The 17,055-nt window shown below is 39.3% G+C and carries 13 protein-coding genes; 8 read left to right on the top strand and 5 right to left on the bottom strand.

The window, feature by feature from the left end; all coding sequences use genetic code 11:
- The first annotated feature begins 95 nt into the window (after nt 1-95).
- The 7 genes from mug (at nt 96) to V6R96_RS15800 (ending at nt 8,951) form a co-directional block, all read left to right on the top strand.
- The gene (gene mug / locus V6R96_RS15830; protein WP_336379185.1) at nt 96-605 is read left to right on the top strand and encodes a G/U mismatch-specific DNA glycosylase; all 510 of its coding nucleotides are present in this window, start codon (nt 96-98) and stop codon (nt 603-605) included.
- A 93-nt stretch (nt 606-698) separates the two neighbouring features.
- Entirely contained in the window at nt 699-1,865 is a 1,167-nt protein-coding gene (locus tag V6R96_RS15825) for a cytochrome c peroxidase (RefSeq protein WP_336379186.1), read from the top strand.
- 101 nt (nt 1,866-1,966) lie between these two features.
- On the top strand, nt 1,967-2,755 hold the full coding sequence (locus V6R96_RS15820; protein ID WP_116013973.1) for an SDR family oxidoreductase: 789 nt from the start codon (nt 1,967-1,969) through the stop codon (nt 2,753-2,755).
- 133 nt (nt 2,756-2,888) lie between these two features.
- On the top strand, nt 2,889-3,746 hold the full coding sequence (locus tag V6R96_RS15815; RefSeq protein ID WP_336379187.1) for a DUF4240 domain-containing protein: 858 nt from the start codon (nt 2,889-2,891) through the stop codon (nt 3,744-3,746).
- Between the two features lie 39 nt (nt 3,747-3,785).
- Nucleotides 3,786-4,328, top strand: a complete 543-nt coding sequence (locus V6R96_RS15810) for a helix-turn-helix domain-containing protein (protein WP_223558879.1) — start codon at nt 3,786-3,788, stop codon at nt 4,326-4,328.
- Between the two features lie 87 nt (nt 4,329-4,415).
- A complete protein-coding gene (locus V6R96_RS15805; protein WP_336379188.1) occupies nt 4,416-5,354 on the top strand; it encodes a hypothetical protein in 939 nt (312 codons plus the stop codon).
- 111 nt (nt 5,355-5,465) lie between these two features.
- Nucleotides 5,466-8,951 carry a DUF2723 domain-containing protein gene (locus V6R96_RS15800; protein WP_336379189.1) on the top strand — a complete coding sequence of 1,162 codons (3,486 nt, stop codon included), beginning with the start codon at nt 5,466-5,468 and terminating at the stop codon, nt 8,949-8,951.
- A 95-nt stretch (nt 8,952-9,046) separates the two neighbouring features.
- On the opposite strand, the gene V6R96_RS15795 is transcribed toward V6R96_RS15800, so the two are convergent.
- From V6R96_RS15795 to V6R96_RS15785, 3 genes are all read right to left on the bottom strand, one after another.
- Complete coding sequence (locus tag V6R96_RS15795; protein WP_111959672.1) at nt 9,047-9,424, bottom strand: VOC family protein; 378 nt, start codon at nt 9,422-9,424, stop codon at nt 9,047-9,049.
- Nucleotides 9,425-9,652: 228 nt separating this feature from the next.
- Nucleotides 9,653-10,813 carry an NAD(P)/FAD-dependent oxidoreductase gene (locus V6R96_RS15790; RefSeq protein WP_336379190.1) on the bottom strand — a complete coding sequence of 387 codons (1,161 nt, stop codon included), beginning with the start codon at nt 10,811-10,813 and terminating at the stop codon, nt 9,653-9,655.
- Nucleotides 10,814-10,845: 32 nt separating this feature from the next.
- Nucleotides 10,846-11,604, bottom strand: a complete 759-nt coding sequence (locus V6R96_RS15785; RefSeq protein ID WP_336379191.1) for an AraC family transcriptional regulator — start codon at nt 11,602-11,604, stop codon at nt 10,846-10,848.
- A gap of 166 nt (nt 11,605-11,770) precedes the next feature.
- Here V6R96_RS15785 and V6R96_RS15780 point away from each other — a divergent pair, with 166 nt between their 5' ends.
- Nucleotides 11,771-12,922, top strand: a complete 1,152-nt coding sequence (locus V6R96_RS15780) for a tetratricopeptide repeat protein (protein ID WP_336379192.1) — start codon at nt 11,771-11,773, stop codon at nt 12,920-12,922.
- A gap of 64 nt (nt 12,923-12,986) precedes the next feature.
- Here the strand turns inward: V6R96_RS15780 and V6R96_RS15775 are convergent, their stop codons facing one another.
- Together V6R96_RS15775 and V6R96_RS15770 are read right to left on the bottom strand one after the other, a co-directional pair.
- Nucleotides 12,987-14,168 carry a Ca2+-dependent phosphoinositide-specific phospholipase C gene (locus V6R96_RS15775; RefSeq protein ID WP_336379193.1) on the bottom strand — a complete coding sequence of 394 codons (1,182 nt, stop codon included), beginning with the start codon at nt 14,166-14,168 and terminating at the stop codon, nt 12,987-12,989.
- Between the two features lie 24 nt (nt 14,169-14,192).
- A complete protein-coding gene (locus tag V6R96_RS15770) occupies nt 14,193-17,045 on the bottom strand; it encodes a TonB-dependent receptor (RefSeq protein WP_336379194.1) in 2,853 nt (950 codons plus the stop codon).
- Between the last annotated feature and the right edge of the window lie 10 nt (nt 17,046-17,055).

Genomic DNA, 17,055 nt, shown 5'->3' with positions numbered 1-17,055 from the left:
AGCTGCAACGAAGATGATCATTGGATATTTTAAAATAAATATTATCTTGCTGTTCATAGAGAATTGTAGACCAATAAATTATACCTGCTTTTAACATGTTGAAAGATATCATTGCCAAAAATCTCACCGTTATTTTTTGTGGAATCAATCCCGGTTTAAAATCTGCTGAAAAAGGATACCATTTTTCCGGAAAGAGCAACCGGTTCTGGAAAGTGATGCACCAGGCAGGATTTACTCCGTACCAGATCGAAGCTGAAAATGATCGAAGTATTTTAGATTTCGGATATGGGCTTACTACTGCTGTAGCAAGAGCAACATCCCGTGCCGATGAGCTTTCAAAAGAGGAGTTCGACGGCTCCCTGGAATTTTTTAAAACAAAAATGACGGAATTTCAGCCAAAATATATTGTATTTCTCGGTAAGGCAGCGTATAAATATTTTTCAGGGAAAAAAGAAATTCCATGGGGTTCACAACCCGAAGATTTTTGTGGATGCCGGGTTTGGGTCTTACCGAATACAAGTGGTTTGAACCGCGGATTTAGTTTAGAGGAGCTTGTCCAGGCATATGGAGAGTTGTACAGAGAGATTCATAAGAACTTTTTGTAAAACTTGCTGTATGTAAAATGAAAAACAGAATCTTCCTATCAATTTTTGAAATGTATTTAAGAGATTCCCTATTTTTGCCAAAATCCAATATTCATGAAGAATGTCCTGAGCTGGATATTAATTACATTTCTTACGGTGTCTCTTTTGAATAACTGTTTCAGCAATAATGTTCAAAAGGAAATCAGGAAAAAATCCTCATTCCTTGTGGAACTGAGGAAATTATATTCTTCCGGAGACCCTTCAAAATGGCCGAAACCAATTCTGGATCCGCAAGCTGGACCTTATTTTTCTGAAATAGGACATCTGCCTGAAATTCAGTTCCCTGGGGATAATCCCTATTCTGAAGATAAAGCTTTGCTGGGAAAAACACTTTTCTACGACCCGCGGCTTTCCCAATCCAATCAGATCGCATGCGCTTCCTGCCATGATCCTGAACTGGGATGGTGTGATAACCGAACCTTCTCTTTTGGGCACGACAGGCAGCTTGGTACCAGAAATGCAATGAGCATCCTGAATGTAGCTTATGCGCGGTCATTATTTTGGGACGGCCGCGTTGCATCCCTTGAAGAACAGTCCGAAATGCCGATTCGTGATGAAAGAGAAATGAACGGGCACATTGATCTTGCAGCCGGAAAAATTGCAAAGATTAAAGGCTATGAAATATTATTTGAAAAAGCATTTGGAGATAAAATGGTCTCAAAAGACAGGATTTCCAAGGCAATAGCGGCTTTTGAAAGAACCATAAAGAGCGGAACTTCTAAATTTGATCAGTTCATTGATGGGAAAGCAGATGTCTATTCTGATGATGAACTGATGGGACTGCATCTTTTCCGGACCAAAGCCCAGTGCATGAACTGCCACAGCTCCGGTTATTTTTCCAACAATCAGTTTGAAAATGTAGGAACTTCTTCATTGGGATCGAAAGAAGAAGATCTGGGCCGGTATCTGGTGACCAAAAAACCGGAAGATGCCGGGAAATTCCGCGTACCCGGACTGCGTGAAGTCGCGAGAACAGGACCATGGATGCATAACGGCTCTATGGCCACCCTAACGGAGGTGATCCAGTTTTATAGCAGAGGAAACCCTGAACATTCCCAAAAACGGTCAACAGTTCATCAGGGAATAGCACTTACTTCTGAAAAATCAGGTTTTGTAAGGCTGCTGGATCTTACGGATGAAGAAATTACTCAACTGGAAGCATTTCTAAGGACTTTATCCACAAAGCCGGAAAGAGTGCTGCCTCCTGCATTACCCAGGTAAAATACTTTCTCGTATAATCAGTAATTAGCGTTTTATTGGCTCAGGATGTCAAGCTTTTTTGCTACATTTATATACCCATAATCCTCAATAATGATCCACTTATGAATATTGAACTTTTTTCAAAAAATGCTTTAGTAGGAGCTGCTACCCAGGGAATCGGTGCAGGAATAGCATTGGAGCTGGCCAAATGCGGAGCTAACGTAACTGTAATGGCCCGCAATGAAGCAAAACTTAAAAAGATGGCATCTTCATTGCCTGTAATCAATTCCGGTCAGAAGCATCAGTATCTGGTGGCCGATTTTTCTAATTTTGAAGAATACAGAAGGATTATTTCCGAATATTTCAGCAATAACTCTATAGATATCCTGGTTAACAATACCAATGGCCCGGAACCGGGGCTGGCACAGGATAAAAATGTAGACGACTATCAAAAAGCATTTGATCTGCTTTTTAAAACGGTTTGTGAGACAACTCTACTGGCTTTGCCACATATGATCAAACAGAAAAATGGGCGTATCATCAATGTTTCTTCATTATCTGTCAAAGAGCCGATCAATAATTTATCCCTTTCCAACTCCATCCGTTCAGCCGTGATTGCCTGGGCAAAAACATTATCCAATGAAGTGGCACAGCATCAGATTACGATCAACAATATTTTGACAGGATATTTTGATACGGAGCGTATTCAGAATCTGATCAGTCACGAGTCGCAGCAGACAGGCAAATCTCAGGAAGAAATAAAAAAAGCCAGAGAAAATAAAATTCCGATGAAAAGACTGGGTAAAACCGAAGAATATGGTCATTTGGCTGCTTTTCTGGCATCGGAATATTCATCTTATCTTACCGGAGCCAGTATTCCTTTAGATGGAGGACTGAATAACACCTATTAATTCTCAGGAAGATATTCAGCTAAAAAACGTACTAAAATTCACTGAAAACGTTTATCATTAAGGGATTATTCTTTTTTGATTCCACAATTTTTTGTAGTTTCACTACTTTAAGAAAATACCATCACAATTTTTTATGAAAAGGAACTTTATCAACCAAAAAGAGCTATCCGACAAATTTTGGAATATTGAGTATTCCGGAAAAGTACAGAAAATATCTTTTGGAAAAACCGGAACTAAAGGCCGGGAAACAGCTAAAGAATATGCCGATGAAAGCGAATGCATTCAGGAATCTGAAAAACTGATTGCTCAAAAAATAAAAAAAGGCTATACAGAAATTCAGGAAAATGATGAAATCCCACAAAAAGCGGAGCTTTCGGATAACGAAAAAGCCGATATTTATTTTTGGGAAGCCATTGACAAATCCAACAAATATAAAAAAGCCCACTGGAGTGAATATGATATTGATGAGCATATTGAGAATCTGACCGATTATTTGTCCAAATTTGGGAAAGACAGAATGATACTTTTTGAAAAAACGCTTCAGGAAAAACTAAGTGAGCTTTATACCGCTGAAATTGCAGAACTCTCAATCATTCTGGAGGGTGATTTTAAGAATGAAAATGGAATATATGTCTTTGATGATTATCTTTCTGATGATGGATTTATCTATTTCAGATGTTGGCTGCTGCTGAAGGGAAAAGACTTCTTTGAAGATATAAAAGCTGATATTCAGTCGTTCGTAAGTGGAAAATACAGTTTTAATATCGGAGACTGCTGGGCAGAAGGTCTGCTGTATGTTGCTGATGAGGCGTATGCCCAAAATCACGACGATGAAGAATCCATTATAAAAGACACCGTATACGAATTATATCCTGAAAACGATTACGACGGCATGGAACGCAGCATGAACCGGGAACCGAAAAGAGGAACGGATTTACAGAAAATGTATCCAAAGCTGGTAAAAGAAATTGGTGAGCTAAGAAGTAATTAACGTTAAAGTCTGACAAAAGCTATTAAAATTAATAACCCAATGAAAAACAAGGTTAAGATTTTGAGAGAAGGGAAGAATATGACCCAGGCCGAACTTGCCGAAAAGTCAGGCCTTTCATTACGGACGGTTCAGCGCATTGAAGCAGGAACTGTTCCTAAAGGATTTACCCTGAAAGCTATTGCCGGTATTCTGGAAACAGATCCTGAAAATCTGATCTCTGCAGATGAAGAAAAATCCTCTGTTGATAGAGCAAAATTAATTAATCTTTCTGCCCTGCTGGGGCTTATTATTCCGTTTGGGGGAGTTATATTCCCTTTGATTTTAACTTACAAAACCGAAGATCCGGTTAGTAAAGAGCTTGGTAAAAATATAGTAAGCGTTCAAATCATTCTGGCAGTTGCTGTCTCTGTTTTAATGATCATAAGTCCGTTCATCCAGAAACTATTGGCAGTGAAGATTCCACTTTTTCTGGTCTTTTTAATTGCTTTTCTCTGTGCCAAACTGTTTGTAATTATTAAAAATGGTATCTGTTTGAATACAAAAAACGATTTATGTATCAAATTGAAAACCAGTTTTTTATAGCTGTTGTCGTACAAATGACGTAAACTTGTCATATTGTTTTTGCAGGAAAATCAAACAATAATGCTGAATCTTGCAGAAAATTGAAGTATGAAAATCTTTAAGAAAATTGCATTATCGGTTGCCGTATGTACTGTCCTGATATTATTGGGTGGTTACTTATATTTTGATAAAAAATTTACACCACCGGAAAACAATCTGGCTGTTTCAGGTATTGCACAAAATATAGGTATGCGATGGGACTCTGCCGAAGGAAATGCTCATGTGGCAGTTCTTCTTCCTGTACAATTCAAAGGTATTGACAGAACATTTTATATGCAGCTGGATTCCGGATCTCCAACGACGCTGTTTTACAAAAAATCCATAGAATCTCTCCGGGAAAAATTTCAGAATCAGATTCCGTCTCAAAAACAGGAAAACCAGATTTCACTGCAGTTCAGCATAGGAAATATGAGTATAACGTCTGACCGTTTTGAACTGTTAAATTATGGGAGGGCAATACATCCTGATAATACCGAAACGGTTCATATCATTGGAACTATCGGAACAGACCTTTTGGAAAAGCGGATTATGATTCTGGATTTTAAAAACACGGTATGTTCATTTGTTGAGAATATAAATGAAAAAGGTTTTGAAGCCTTTGAATTTAAAAAGCGTAAAATATTGTTTCCTTCAGAACTGGGAAATCAAAATCTGAAACTGCTTTACGATTCAGGGACCAGCGGATACGAGCTTATTACCAACAGGGAAGAATGGGACAAATACAGAATCTCAAACGGGAATGTCAAAAAAGAAAAAGGAAATTCCTGGGGAAATATTTTAACGGTTATTTCTGCACCTGCCGACCAAATAATCAAGATTGGAAACCGCAACCTTAAGCTTTCGGAAGTGACCTATATAGAAGGAACCTCAAAGATGCAGAACCTTTTAATGAAAACCTCCGGAATGCAGGGAATGATAGGGAATAAGCTTTTCCTGAATCATAAACTGACGGTAGACTGTAAAAACAGAAAATTCAGAGTTGAGTAATTTTTTTTGGAGTACAATCTTAAATCTATTTAATGATATTAAGTTTTTTAATGACTATGTAATAATTCCCCAATCTGGGTTGTCTTACTATGTATTGAAACTACATAGTTTATGAAGAACTGGTCTTTTAAAAAATGGAACACTGTTTTAGGATGGGTGATTTTCGTTATCGCACTGATTACCTATTTCTCCACCATGGAACATTATCTTAGCTTCTGGGACTGCGGCGAGTACATTTCCTCAGCTGTAAAACTTGAAGTAACGCACGCTCCCGGAGCTGCTTTATTCCAGATTGTGGGTGCCGTGGCAGCCATTTTTGCTTTAGGGAAAGGTGAAAATTATTCTATCGTAATTAATGCGATGTCTGCATTGTTCAGTGCGCTGACGATTTTATTTCTGTTCTGGACGATTACCCATTTTGTAAGACGGCTGCTGAACAAGGATTTTGATGAAATTACAAAACACCAGGAAATCTCCATTCTTTTTGCAGGAGCAGTAGGAGCATTATGCTTTACATTCTCAGATACATTCTGGTTTTCTGCTGTAGAAGGAGAGGTATATTCCATGGCTTCTATGTTTATTGCTTTACTCGTTTGGCTCATTACCAAATGGGAAAATGAATACCTGGCGAAAGACAGCGAAAGATGGATCATCCTTATTTTCTTTGTATTGGGGCTTTCTGTAGGGGTTCATATGATGGGGATGCTTGCAGTTCCGGCGGTATGTCTGGTATACTATGCAAGAAATTATAAATTTACCTGGAAAAACTTTATCTGGGCCAACGCAATCACACTGGGAATCCTGATCATTGTTTTCAAAATTATCTTCCCATTGATCATGACGATGTTCGGAAGACTGGAAATATTCTTTGTGAACGGGCTTGGACTTCCTTTCCATTCAGGAACGATAGTAGCATTTATTCTGATGGTTGTAATATCTTATCTCCTGATTAAATATGCCAGAAGAGCAAAGAAAAATATATATCAGACGGCTGCACTGTCAGTGGTTTATATGATCATTGGATTCTCATGCTGGATGGTTATTCCTATCAGAGCGAATGCTAATCCACCAATGAACCTTAATGATCCTGATACTGCCATTGGTATGCTGGATTATTACAACAGGGAGCAGTACGGTGACTGGCCAACTATTTACGGTCAAAACTATACTGCTTTCCTTGATGCCAACGGAATTGAGAAAAATGAAGACGGAAGCTTCAAAACGAAGAAAACCGGAGAAATCTATGAAAAAGATGAAAAAACCGGAACTTACAGAAAAACCGGGGACCGATTCAATTATACATTCAGCCAGTCTCAGATCAGCTTAATGCCGAGAATGTTTAATGAAGATAAAGACGTAATGGCAAACTACATTTCTATGTACGGAGCTCCTGACTTTACCTTCAATTATGCCAATGAAGATGTGGCAGACAATCCTGAGGCAAAACAGATTTTTGATGAACTGAGAGCTAAATATGAAGACAAATCCATTACGGCAGCTGATTACCTGAAAGTGAAACCTTACAACCTGATCAATGTTCAGAAGCCTTCACTGGCTCAGAATATGGATTATTTCATTACATTCCAGAATGGGTATTATTTTGTAAGATACCTGATGTGGAACTTCGTGGGACGGCAGAACGACCTTGAAGGTAAAATGGAGAATACAAGAGGAAACTGGATTTCCGGAATTCCTTTCATCGATAATGCACTGCTTGGGAACCAGGATAAAATGCCTGCAAAATTCAAGAATGAAAGTAAGGTTAAATTCTTCTTTTTACCCTTAATCTTAGGGTTGATCGGTTTCTTTTTCCAGCTTAACAGGGACTTTGGAAGATTCTATGCACTGCTTTCATTATTTATTTTAACAAGTGTCGGAATTGTTTTCTACACAGGCGTGAAGCCTTTTGAAGTAAGGGAAAGAGATTATGCGATGGTGGGATCCTTTTATGCATTTGCAATATGGATTGGCCTTGGAGCAGGAGCCATTTTATGGTTTATCCAGTCTAAGATAAAATCAAACGGAGCAAACATCGCTTTAGGAGTAGTTTTATTGGGTGTCCCTTTTATGATGGGATTCCAGAACTATACGCCGCATGACCGCAGCAAAAAATCAGCAGCGCGCGACTATGCCTATTCATTCCTGAAATCACTGTCTAAAGATGATATCATTTTTATCTATGGGGACAACGATACCTTCCCTGTGTGGGCTATTCAGGAAACAGAGCGGTTCCGCGATGATGTAAAAACCGTAAATTTCACCTTGTTGGCGACTCCATGGTATATTGATCAGGTAAAGAGAAAAACATACAATGCGGCAGGAATTCCAAGTGAACTGACTCACGAGGACTACAGAGACGGTGTAAACGACCAGATCTACATGATGAAGAAAGAAGACTGGGAAGGAATTTTTTCTATGCTGAAAGAACAGGGGGTCCCTGATACGCAATTCGGAGCCTTCAGAAAATACCTTACACAGGATTCACTGACATTGAAGGAAGCAATCAACTTTCTAAAGTTTAAATCTCCTGAAAAAGATGAGCTTCTGAAAATGTACTTCGGTGAAGAAAAATATGCGGAATATAATATTCTTCCGGTAAACAAGTTCATTCTTCCGGTTAATAAAGAAAATGCTTTAAAAGCAGGAATTATCACCCAGGCAGATCTTCCGGATGTAGTGAACCAGATCATGATTACCTATAAAGGAAACACGCTTTATAAAAACAACCTCATGATGCTGGATATGTTGGCCAATTTCGACTGGAAACGTCCCATCAACTTCTCATCAGGAGGAATCTACGACAGCGAGAATATCTTTTATCTTGACGAATATCTTCAGTTTGAAGGTTTCAGCTACAAATTAGTGCCTATTCATACAGCTCCAAACCTGGATGGTGATATGGGCAGGGTAGAGGTCAACTCACTTTATAATGTTGTGAAAAACTTCAGATGGGGAAATTTTAAAGACCTGAATATTCATTATGATGAAGCAGCCACCTCAAACATTATGGGCTACAGAATGACGGCCGGAAGGGCCGCTTCAGCATTGGCATTAAAAGGACAGAAAGCTAAAGCTATAGAATTATTAGACCTTGCCTCAAAAGAAATTCCTGCTGAAAAATACAATGATCCCCGCTCATTGAGCTCTATGGTCACCGGATATATCATTGCAGGACAGGAGAAGAAAGGTCTGCAGCTGGCAGAAATCCTGAAAAAAGGTATTTTTGAAGAGTACGATTACTATCTGAGTCTTTCACCGGCTGATCAAAATTTTGCAAGAAGACAGATGAGATCCAAACCAATGGAATATTCTCTTGTGGTAGCTGCTGTTACAGATGCTTATAAGAAATTGGGACAGGATGAAAAGGCATATGCTTATCTGGTAAAATCTATAGAACCAATTGATAAGAAGTTCAACACTTTCCTCAAAGATCTTCAGCAGATGGGTAAAGAAAAGGCGATAAAGGAATCTGAAAATGTACAAAAGATCACTCCTTTCTATCAATATTTGTTCGATGTGATGCAACCTTTCGATTCTGCCTATTCAAAAGAAAAAGAAGATCAGATTACCTGGGCAATGATCAAAGTGACCCAATAGATGCCTTAAAAAACTTAACAAAGAAAAAGTCCGGACTATACCGGACTTTTAATTTTATATATGATTGTTTGTTCTTAAATAAATTTAAACAACAACTAATCAATCGGCTCCCACAATTGAATCTTGTTTCCTTCCAGATCCAGAATATGCAGGAATTTTCCGTAATCATAAGTTTCGATAGTGTCCAGAATCGTAACGTTTTCCTTTTTTAATTCCTCTGCCAATGCCTCCAGATTTTCCACTCTGTAATTGATCATGAAATCTTTCGTAGAAGGTTCAAAATATTTGGTAGTTTCTGTAAAAGGAGCCCATTGTGTAAGTCCTTTTTTAGAAGTATCTTCACTTTCACGCCATTCAAAACTGGTTCCGTAGGGAGTTGTTTCAAGGCCGAGATGGGTTTTATACCATTCATTTATTGCATTTGGATCCTTCGATTTGAAAAGGATACCTCCGATTCCTGTTACTTTTTTCATGTCTGTTTTTTAGTTGTTAGAATATATTTATTATGGAAAACGATTGATGCTTTCCCTGATTTCAAATATATGTAAAACTTTTTACCGGAATATTCTTCTGAATTAAAATTCATAAAGCGCATGCTCACTGACTGAAATAGCTAAAAAAAATATGGCTCTTTCAGAGGTCAAAAACTTTGATGAGCTGGAAGTCTCCGATCTGTAAAAGCCCGGAAAAATTAACTTATTTTAATGACTGCTGAAAAATTCCAGCATATCATCTAATGCCGTTTTGGAATGCATTCTGTCACCATTTTCCAGGGATTCTTTTGTGGCTTCAGCAGCTCTTTTGCGCATCTGAATTTCATAATGACTGATGGCTTCCTCCAGAGTAGTGAAGCGATCAGATGTCAGACATTCACTCAGTTCCAATGCATCCAGCATTGCCATATTGGCTCCTTCTCCTGCAAACGGAGGCATTACATGAGCTGCATCTCCAAGCAGGGTGAGATTGGGTTTTGTTTCCCATGACTGATCCAGAGGCATAGAATAAATAGGACGCGGAATAAAAGGGACAGAGGCATTTTCGAAAAGCTCGTACCAGATGCTGCTCCATTCAGCATATTCTTTTTTAAACCATTCCAGTATTTGCATTTGATCAGAGAAATCCAGACCGCTTTCCTTAGCCCAGTTTTCATTGGTTCTGAAACTTGCATAAAATCCAAGATCGCCACTTCCTTTCTGGCCCATAAGCAGATTTTTATGAGTTCCAAAAGCCATTATCTTTCCGTCCCTGATCAGTTCTTTGATATGCGGAGCCGTTTTTTCTGCATTATATACATTGCCTTCAAGCATTAAAATTCCTGAATAGATCGGCTTCAGGTCTGTAAGATAAGGGCGGATCTTAGAATTGGCACCGTCGGCAGCAATGACAATATCCGCATAGGCCGAAAAACCGTTCTTGAATTGCAGCTGCCAGCCTCCATTTTTAGGTTCCATCGCAATAAAATGACTGTCCCAGATCACTGTTTCAGGTTCCAGAGATTCCAGAAGCATGTTTCTCAATGGTCCGCGGTCTATTTCCGGACGGAAATGCTTGTTACCAAAATCTTCATCAGGTTTTGTTTCGTGGTCGGTGAATATGATTTCTGCGTGTTCATTTACGATCAGCATTTTGTCTGCTCCGGGACGGTAATTCTTTTTAAATTCATCCAGGAGACCAGCACTTCGGATGGCATCCATTCCCGATCCTTCATGCATATCAAGCGGAGAACCCTGAACCCGGGCGTTTTTATTAAGATCCCTTTCATATACCTTTACATTGGCATTTTTAAGCTGTAAAAGTCTTGCCAGCGTCAATCCTCCCGGCCCGGCACCTACTATGGCTATTGATTTATTTTCTACTAACATTGTATTATAATTTTAATTTTACTGATGCAAAATTATTTTTGTTTCAATACGGATAATAGTATAAATCGGTCATTTTTGTTCCTGGACAATTCCTTTGGGACAACCCCTGAAAATTTCTTGATTTCTTTGATGAAATGCGTCTGATCTGTAAAATTAAGTTCAGGAAATAGCTTGCCTTCCGCAATATGGCCTAAAGAGGCTCTGAAACGCAGAATACCGCAGTAGGCTTTTAAAGAAAGTCCGAACTGCTGATTGAAGTAACGGTTGATTTGTCTGCTGCTCCAGCCTGTTTTCTCTGAAAGTTCTTTCACGCTCATTTCGCCGTTTGATGCATAGATGAGGTCAAAAAGCCTGTGCTTTCTTTCATCAACGGTTTGCGGCAGTAGTTCTGTTATTTTTTCTGTTATTTTTAGAGTAAATGTTTCAAGATTTTTAAGATCATCATCATTCAGATTCCAAAAATCATCAGGAAGATTCTTGCCACTGTTGATCAGGTCTGCAATGGAAGTATGGAGGATATATTCCACGGCAAGAGGACGGAAACTGACGGCAAAAGCAAACGTGCCGGAAGGAATACTTCTCTGCTCAGGTGCAGTTTCTAATCCGATGAGAAAAACATTGAACGGTTCATTCGGGCCGGATCGCATAAAAAATAAATCGACCCTTCCGTCAGGGAGTATAACCACTTCTTTTGCTTCAACTGCAGGATTATGAAACATCCCTATATTTTCTACAAAGCTGTCCAGTGATGGGTCCGGTTGAATAAATTTACAGTAGAATTCGTTGTCCATAGAAGTATACTTCTGTTATAATTTTTCAAAAAACTAAATTACAAGAAATTGGACTTAAGTGATCAATTTTAACTCAATCCTGTATAAATCTTTATTTTGTGAATAATTTTAGTTTAAAATTTGGAAAATATCCAAATAACTGATAATTTAGTTATAAATCACAATAATGAAATTCCCAATCTTTATATGCTTCTTTATTTTTACCATTTCAGGGATCAATGCTCAGATGATTGATAAGGAAAAACTTCTTGAATATTATGAATCACAGCGTTATGCTGAAGCTGCCCAATATCTGCAGAGTGTATATCCTGAAGATACAAAAGATGTAAAAGCTCTGACGCAGATGGCATATTGCAATATGATGTCCGGAAAACTTCCGGAAGCAGAGAAAAACTATCTAAAGGTCAATGCTGTAGAACCGGGAAGTCTTCCGGTTTTATTCAGCCTGGCCAGTATCAATTCCAAGAGAGGGAATGCAGCGAATGCTAAAGCGTATCTTTTGGAAATTATTCAGCTGGACAGCCTTAATTTCAGTGCGTACAAACAGTTAGCTGGTTTTGGAGATACTCCTGAGTCCAAATTACAATACCTCAAAAAAGCAAATGCCTTAAACCGTACAGAGCCGGATATTGCTTACGATCTTGCTGTGGCTTACCGGGAAATCAAACAATATCAGCAGGCTTATGATGTCCTTGAAACAGCTATTGGTGCAGATAAGGATAATTTTACGTTGCAGCAGGCTCAACTTCCGATAGCTAACCTGTTGGGCAAATACAAAGAGGTTGTTGAAACCGGAGAAAATCTTTTAAATAAAAATACAGATGTCAACGTGATCAATGAAATGGGACAGGCTTATTTTTATTTAAAAGATTATCAAAGGTGTATATCACTTTTTAAAACCTTGGAAGATCTTGGGGTTCAGAATGAAGGGACTCTGTATTTTATGGCTTTAAGTTACCGTGAGCTTAAGGAATATGATCAGGCTGCCATATATGCTGAAAAGACCATTGATGAGGGTATTTCCGATCATACAGCACTTTATTATACCGCTCTGGGAGGAATTTATGAATCCAAAAATCGTTTTTCAGATGCTCTGGAAGCCTACAAAAGAGGCCTGATGTTTAAAAACAGTAACAATATCTACTATCGTCTGGGCCTTTTGTATGACCTCAACCTGAAACAGGCTAAAAATGCAGTAACTTACTATAATCTGTATCTGAAAAATAAACCGGATTCTGAGAAAGAAAAAGAACAGATTAGTTATGCGAAGGCAAGGATCACATCGTTAACACATCCAAAAGAAGTGGCAATAAAGTAGAACCTATCTTGGTTGATAAATAAAAAGCATCCTCAAATATAATTTTGAAGATGCTTCATTAGGTTTAGTGACAATCCGCATTGATAGGATTCAGGATATAATCTTTGTCCTGGGGAGGTTTTACAAAATAGGATGTTCCATAAACATTTCCGGGCCGGAAAAAATCTGTAGAAACAACCTGTGCACCGCTGCTGAAGGCTGCTTTTGATCGGGTAAGGTCATTGACTTTGGCTTCATAGGTTTCAATATCAGCCCTTGTTCGTACCATAAATCCCTGCTTCACCAGAGCCTGAATGTCCTGCTGCCGTACAATTGCATTATCTTTTAAAATAAAGGCTGCAAAACTGTCCTCCGGCTCACTTTCCATGAACATTAGTCTTTTTTCCAGAGAACCGTCAATAAGATAAGGACTGTTTTTAGTAGACTGAGTTCCTGCACTTCCCGGTAACAGCATGAATATGAATTTTCCTCTGCTGTCTTCTGCTTTTGGCCAGTTATTATGAACGACAGCCTCCCGCAGTGTAGGAAACTTGCCCTGTACTTCTTTAGGAGTAATGATCTTATCTTTCCCCAGATACTGTAAAATTTCCTGATCCAGATCATCATAAGCTTTTTGGGTAAAAGGTAAAACCTGGGTAGAATTGGGGAAAATAGGAAATCCGGAGTCCTTGGCTTCCACCATAATAAATAGGGTCGTGTGCTGAGGATGCTGATCCGACCATTTCCGAAGTTCCTTAAGAGCATCTTTTAACGTCGGATAATGCGATCTGAAATCAATATCTGCCATATGCAGAAGCTTAAATCCGGGTTGGTCCAGGTCTTTGGTATTGTGCGGTGCCAGATCTTTTACGCCTTTCTCCTTTAAGACGCGGTAGGATGCCGGATGATTAAAGCGGTTGCCGTCCGGATCATAGTAAACATCCAGCTCAAGGCCACGGAGATTGGCATTAAGCTGCTCTGTAAAACCGGGATGATTATAATTGAGGGCCTCTGTAAAATCCATTCCGTTAGGATGGTATTCCTGGAATTTAGCTTTCTGCTCAGAGGACATTCCTGAACTGTATTTTGCCATCAGATTTTTGATAATAGGCGCTGCCAGATCCAATACTTTGGGATCTACCGGTTCTGCATAGGAATTATGAGTTCCCAGTACCTGTATCTGGTTAATTCTGATGTCTTTACATTTTTCCTGGGCATGGAATAGTGAGGCTGCAGCTACTGCAGCAGTATACATATACTTTTTCATAAAGTGGATAATTATTTTGTATTATTAAAAATTGAAATTAACACCAAGCTGGCCTCTTATTCCGGAATAGGAGAGGTTCTCAACTCTGGATTTTTCTCCCATATAATACCGGTTGGGCTCGTTGAAAATATTATTCAGCTCTACAAACAGTCTGATATTTTTATTGATGCTGTACGATGTAGAAGCATCTACCGTAAAGTTTTTATCAAAATGCTGATAATGATCGGGACCGGCAGCTGTTCTTATTTCGCTGACGTAATCTCCCTTATAATTTCCAGCCAAACGGAGCATGAGCTTACTGGTTTCGAAAAATAATATGGTATTAAAAATATGCTTGGCCTGATTGGGAATGGTCGTTTTCATGGTTCCGGTCTGTTTTCCGTTTTCATAAACTGGCATTTTCATTTCGGAATTGATATAGGTGTAATTTCCTTCAAAACCAAGATGTTTCAGAAATCCGGGAAGCCTTTCAAATCGTTTGGAGATTCCGATTTCAAAGCCGTAGAGTTTTGCCCCTTCTAAATTTTTAGGAGTGGTAAAGGTGTATGGAAGTCCATTGATGTTAAGGATAGACTGGTCTTTGTAGATCAGATCGGTAATGTCCTTATAAAAAGCTCCGGCGGTGACAAGGTCAAGTTTTCCGAAATAGTTTTCAAACATCAGATCGAAATTATTGGAAAAAGTGGGGTTCAGCTGAGTATTTCCCTGGACAACAGTATTGGACAGATCATTGACAATAGTTCCCGGGTTGAGGTCATTAAAATCAGGTCTGGCAAAAGATCTGGTGTATGCAGCTCTCAGTATCCGGTCTTTGGTCAATTTCCATTTCATATTGATCATAGGCAGAAATAGGTTGTATTTTTTCCCGTCTTTAATATCTTCTGCCACAGTTCCGGACTTATCGGAAACTACTTTCTTGCCGTAGAAGGAAATATCATTATATTCATTTCTTACACCGCCCACCAGCTGAAAGTTCTCATTGACCCGCCATGTGCCCATTACATAGGTGGCCCACACATTTTCTGTTCCTCTGTAGGAGCTGGTCATGTTGGAATTGCTGTTCTTTCCGCTTACCTGCTGCAGTCCCAGAATATTTTGGGTGTCGGCATTATAAAATTGGTCGATCTGTCCGTTAGTGATCTGGTTGATCATGACTGACTGATAAGGATTACCGATAGGATTCATAAAACCTCCTTTAAATGGAAAAGGTGTCTGTTCAAACTGGCTCATATAGCTTAACGGAGATCCCGGAATACCCAGTGCTGATTTCGGCATCCAAACCAATACCGCAGCATCAACTACTTTTTCTTTATTATTGAATTTTGTTCCGAATTGAAGTTTAAAATGCTCCGAAACGGTATATTTCAGATCCACCTGACCCCGAAGATCGGTTTCGCTGTTACGATTCTGGCTGAGGATCACCTGATTCAGTTTTAGCTGGTTGGCAGAAACCGGGCTCTGATTATGAGGTAAGGTAAAGTCTGCCGGATCACCCGTTCCGCCTGGAGCATCCATGGCAAAGTATTTTCTGCCGTCAGAAGCCAGGTTTCCATAGGTCATAGGCTGCACAAAATTGATGATCGGGTAGCCTCTGTCATGGTCGTCTAAATTTTCCGGAGAATTAAATTTAAAACTTGATCTGGCTTTAGACAAAGACCAGTCTATTTCTAAACGCTGGCCAACCTGATGGTTCCCACCCACCTGCATGGAATATAAATCGGTAAGATAATCGGCATGTCTTGCCTGAAGAGTTACATTCTTAGAGTCAAAATTAAAATAGGTTTCCCGGACAGACTGTCCATCTTTGTATTGACTGTAGAGTCCTTTGAAGTACAATTTATTTTTACTGTTGATGTCATAGTCCATTGCGTAATTGAACCCTAAAGTTCTTCTGTCTGCCAGATAATCACGAAGCTGTAACTGATTGATGGAATAGGATGCTGTCTGATCTGCTAAACCATAATTGAAAATATTCCGCATTTGGTCTATGGCACTTGACCGTTGCCATATCACCGCAGAGGAAATGAATTTCAGCTTTTCCGTAATTTTATTTCCATAAACGATGGAAGAGTTAAACGTTGGAGATTTGGACATATTTACATATCCGGTAGCAGTACTTATGGCCAGTGTTTCTTTGTTGGGGGATGTTTTTGTAATGAAATCCACATTTCCGCCGATAGCGTCGCCATCAAGATCAGGAGTCAGTGCTTTGGATAAACGTACACTTTGTATAAGCTCAGAAGGGAAGATATCCATCTGGACTCCTCTGTTGGCATTATCACCACTTGCGCTCGGCATTCTGCTGCCATTCAATGTGGAAGAAGTCCATTGAACCGGAGTACCCCTCACGGCAACAAAACGCCCTTCCCCCATATCCCTTTCGATGGAGACTCCCTGCATACGCTGTACCGCATCTGCAGCATTACGGTCCGGTAATTTCCCGATAGCATCTGCACTCAGAACTTCCGTAATGGTGTTAGAGTTTTTCTTCATGGTAATAGCCCGGGCCTGTGACGCTTTATAAGCGCTGGTGACCACTACTTCCTGAATGGCATTCTCTTTCGCTTTTTTTTCGCCTAGGCTGATCAAGCCAAGATCAACCGCCTTCTTATCAGCGACTATAAAAGGTAAATATATACTTTCATAGCCTGTATATTCAATAATCAGTCTGTAATTTCCGTCAGGAATATTGCTTAATACAAAAGACCCGTCCGTATTCGACGTGATTTTTTCTGCTTTATTTTCTATATAGATTAAAGCATTAGGCAGGTTTCCCTGCTGATCGGTCACAATGCCATGGACTGTGGTTTGGGCTATCGCAAGGCCCCCGAGAAAAAAACCAGCTGCAGTGGTTAAAAAAAATCTTCTTCGTAACATTTTATAAATT

Source organism: Chryseobacterium sp. CCNWLW53, from assembly GCF_037083525.1.
Lineage (GTDB): Bacteria > Bacteroidota > Bacteroidia > Flavobacteriales > Weeksellaceae > Chryseobacterium > Chryseobacterium lathyri.
The sequence above is the reverse complement of the archived record's forward strand: the minus strand, read 5'-3'. Positions and strand labels throughout refer to the sequence as shown.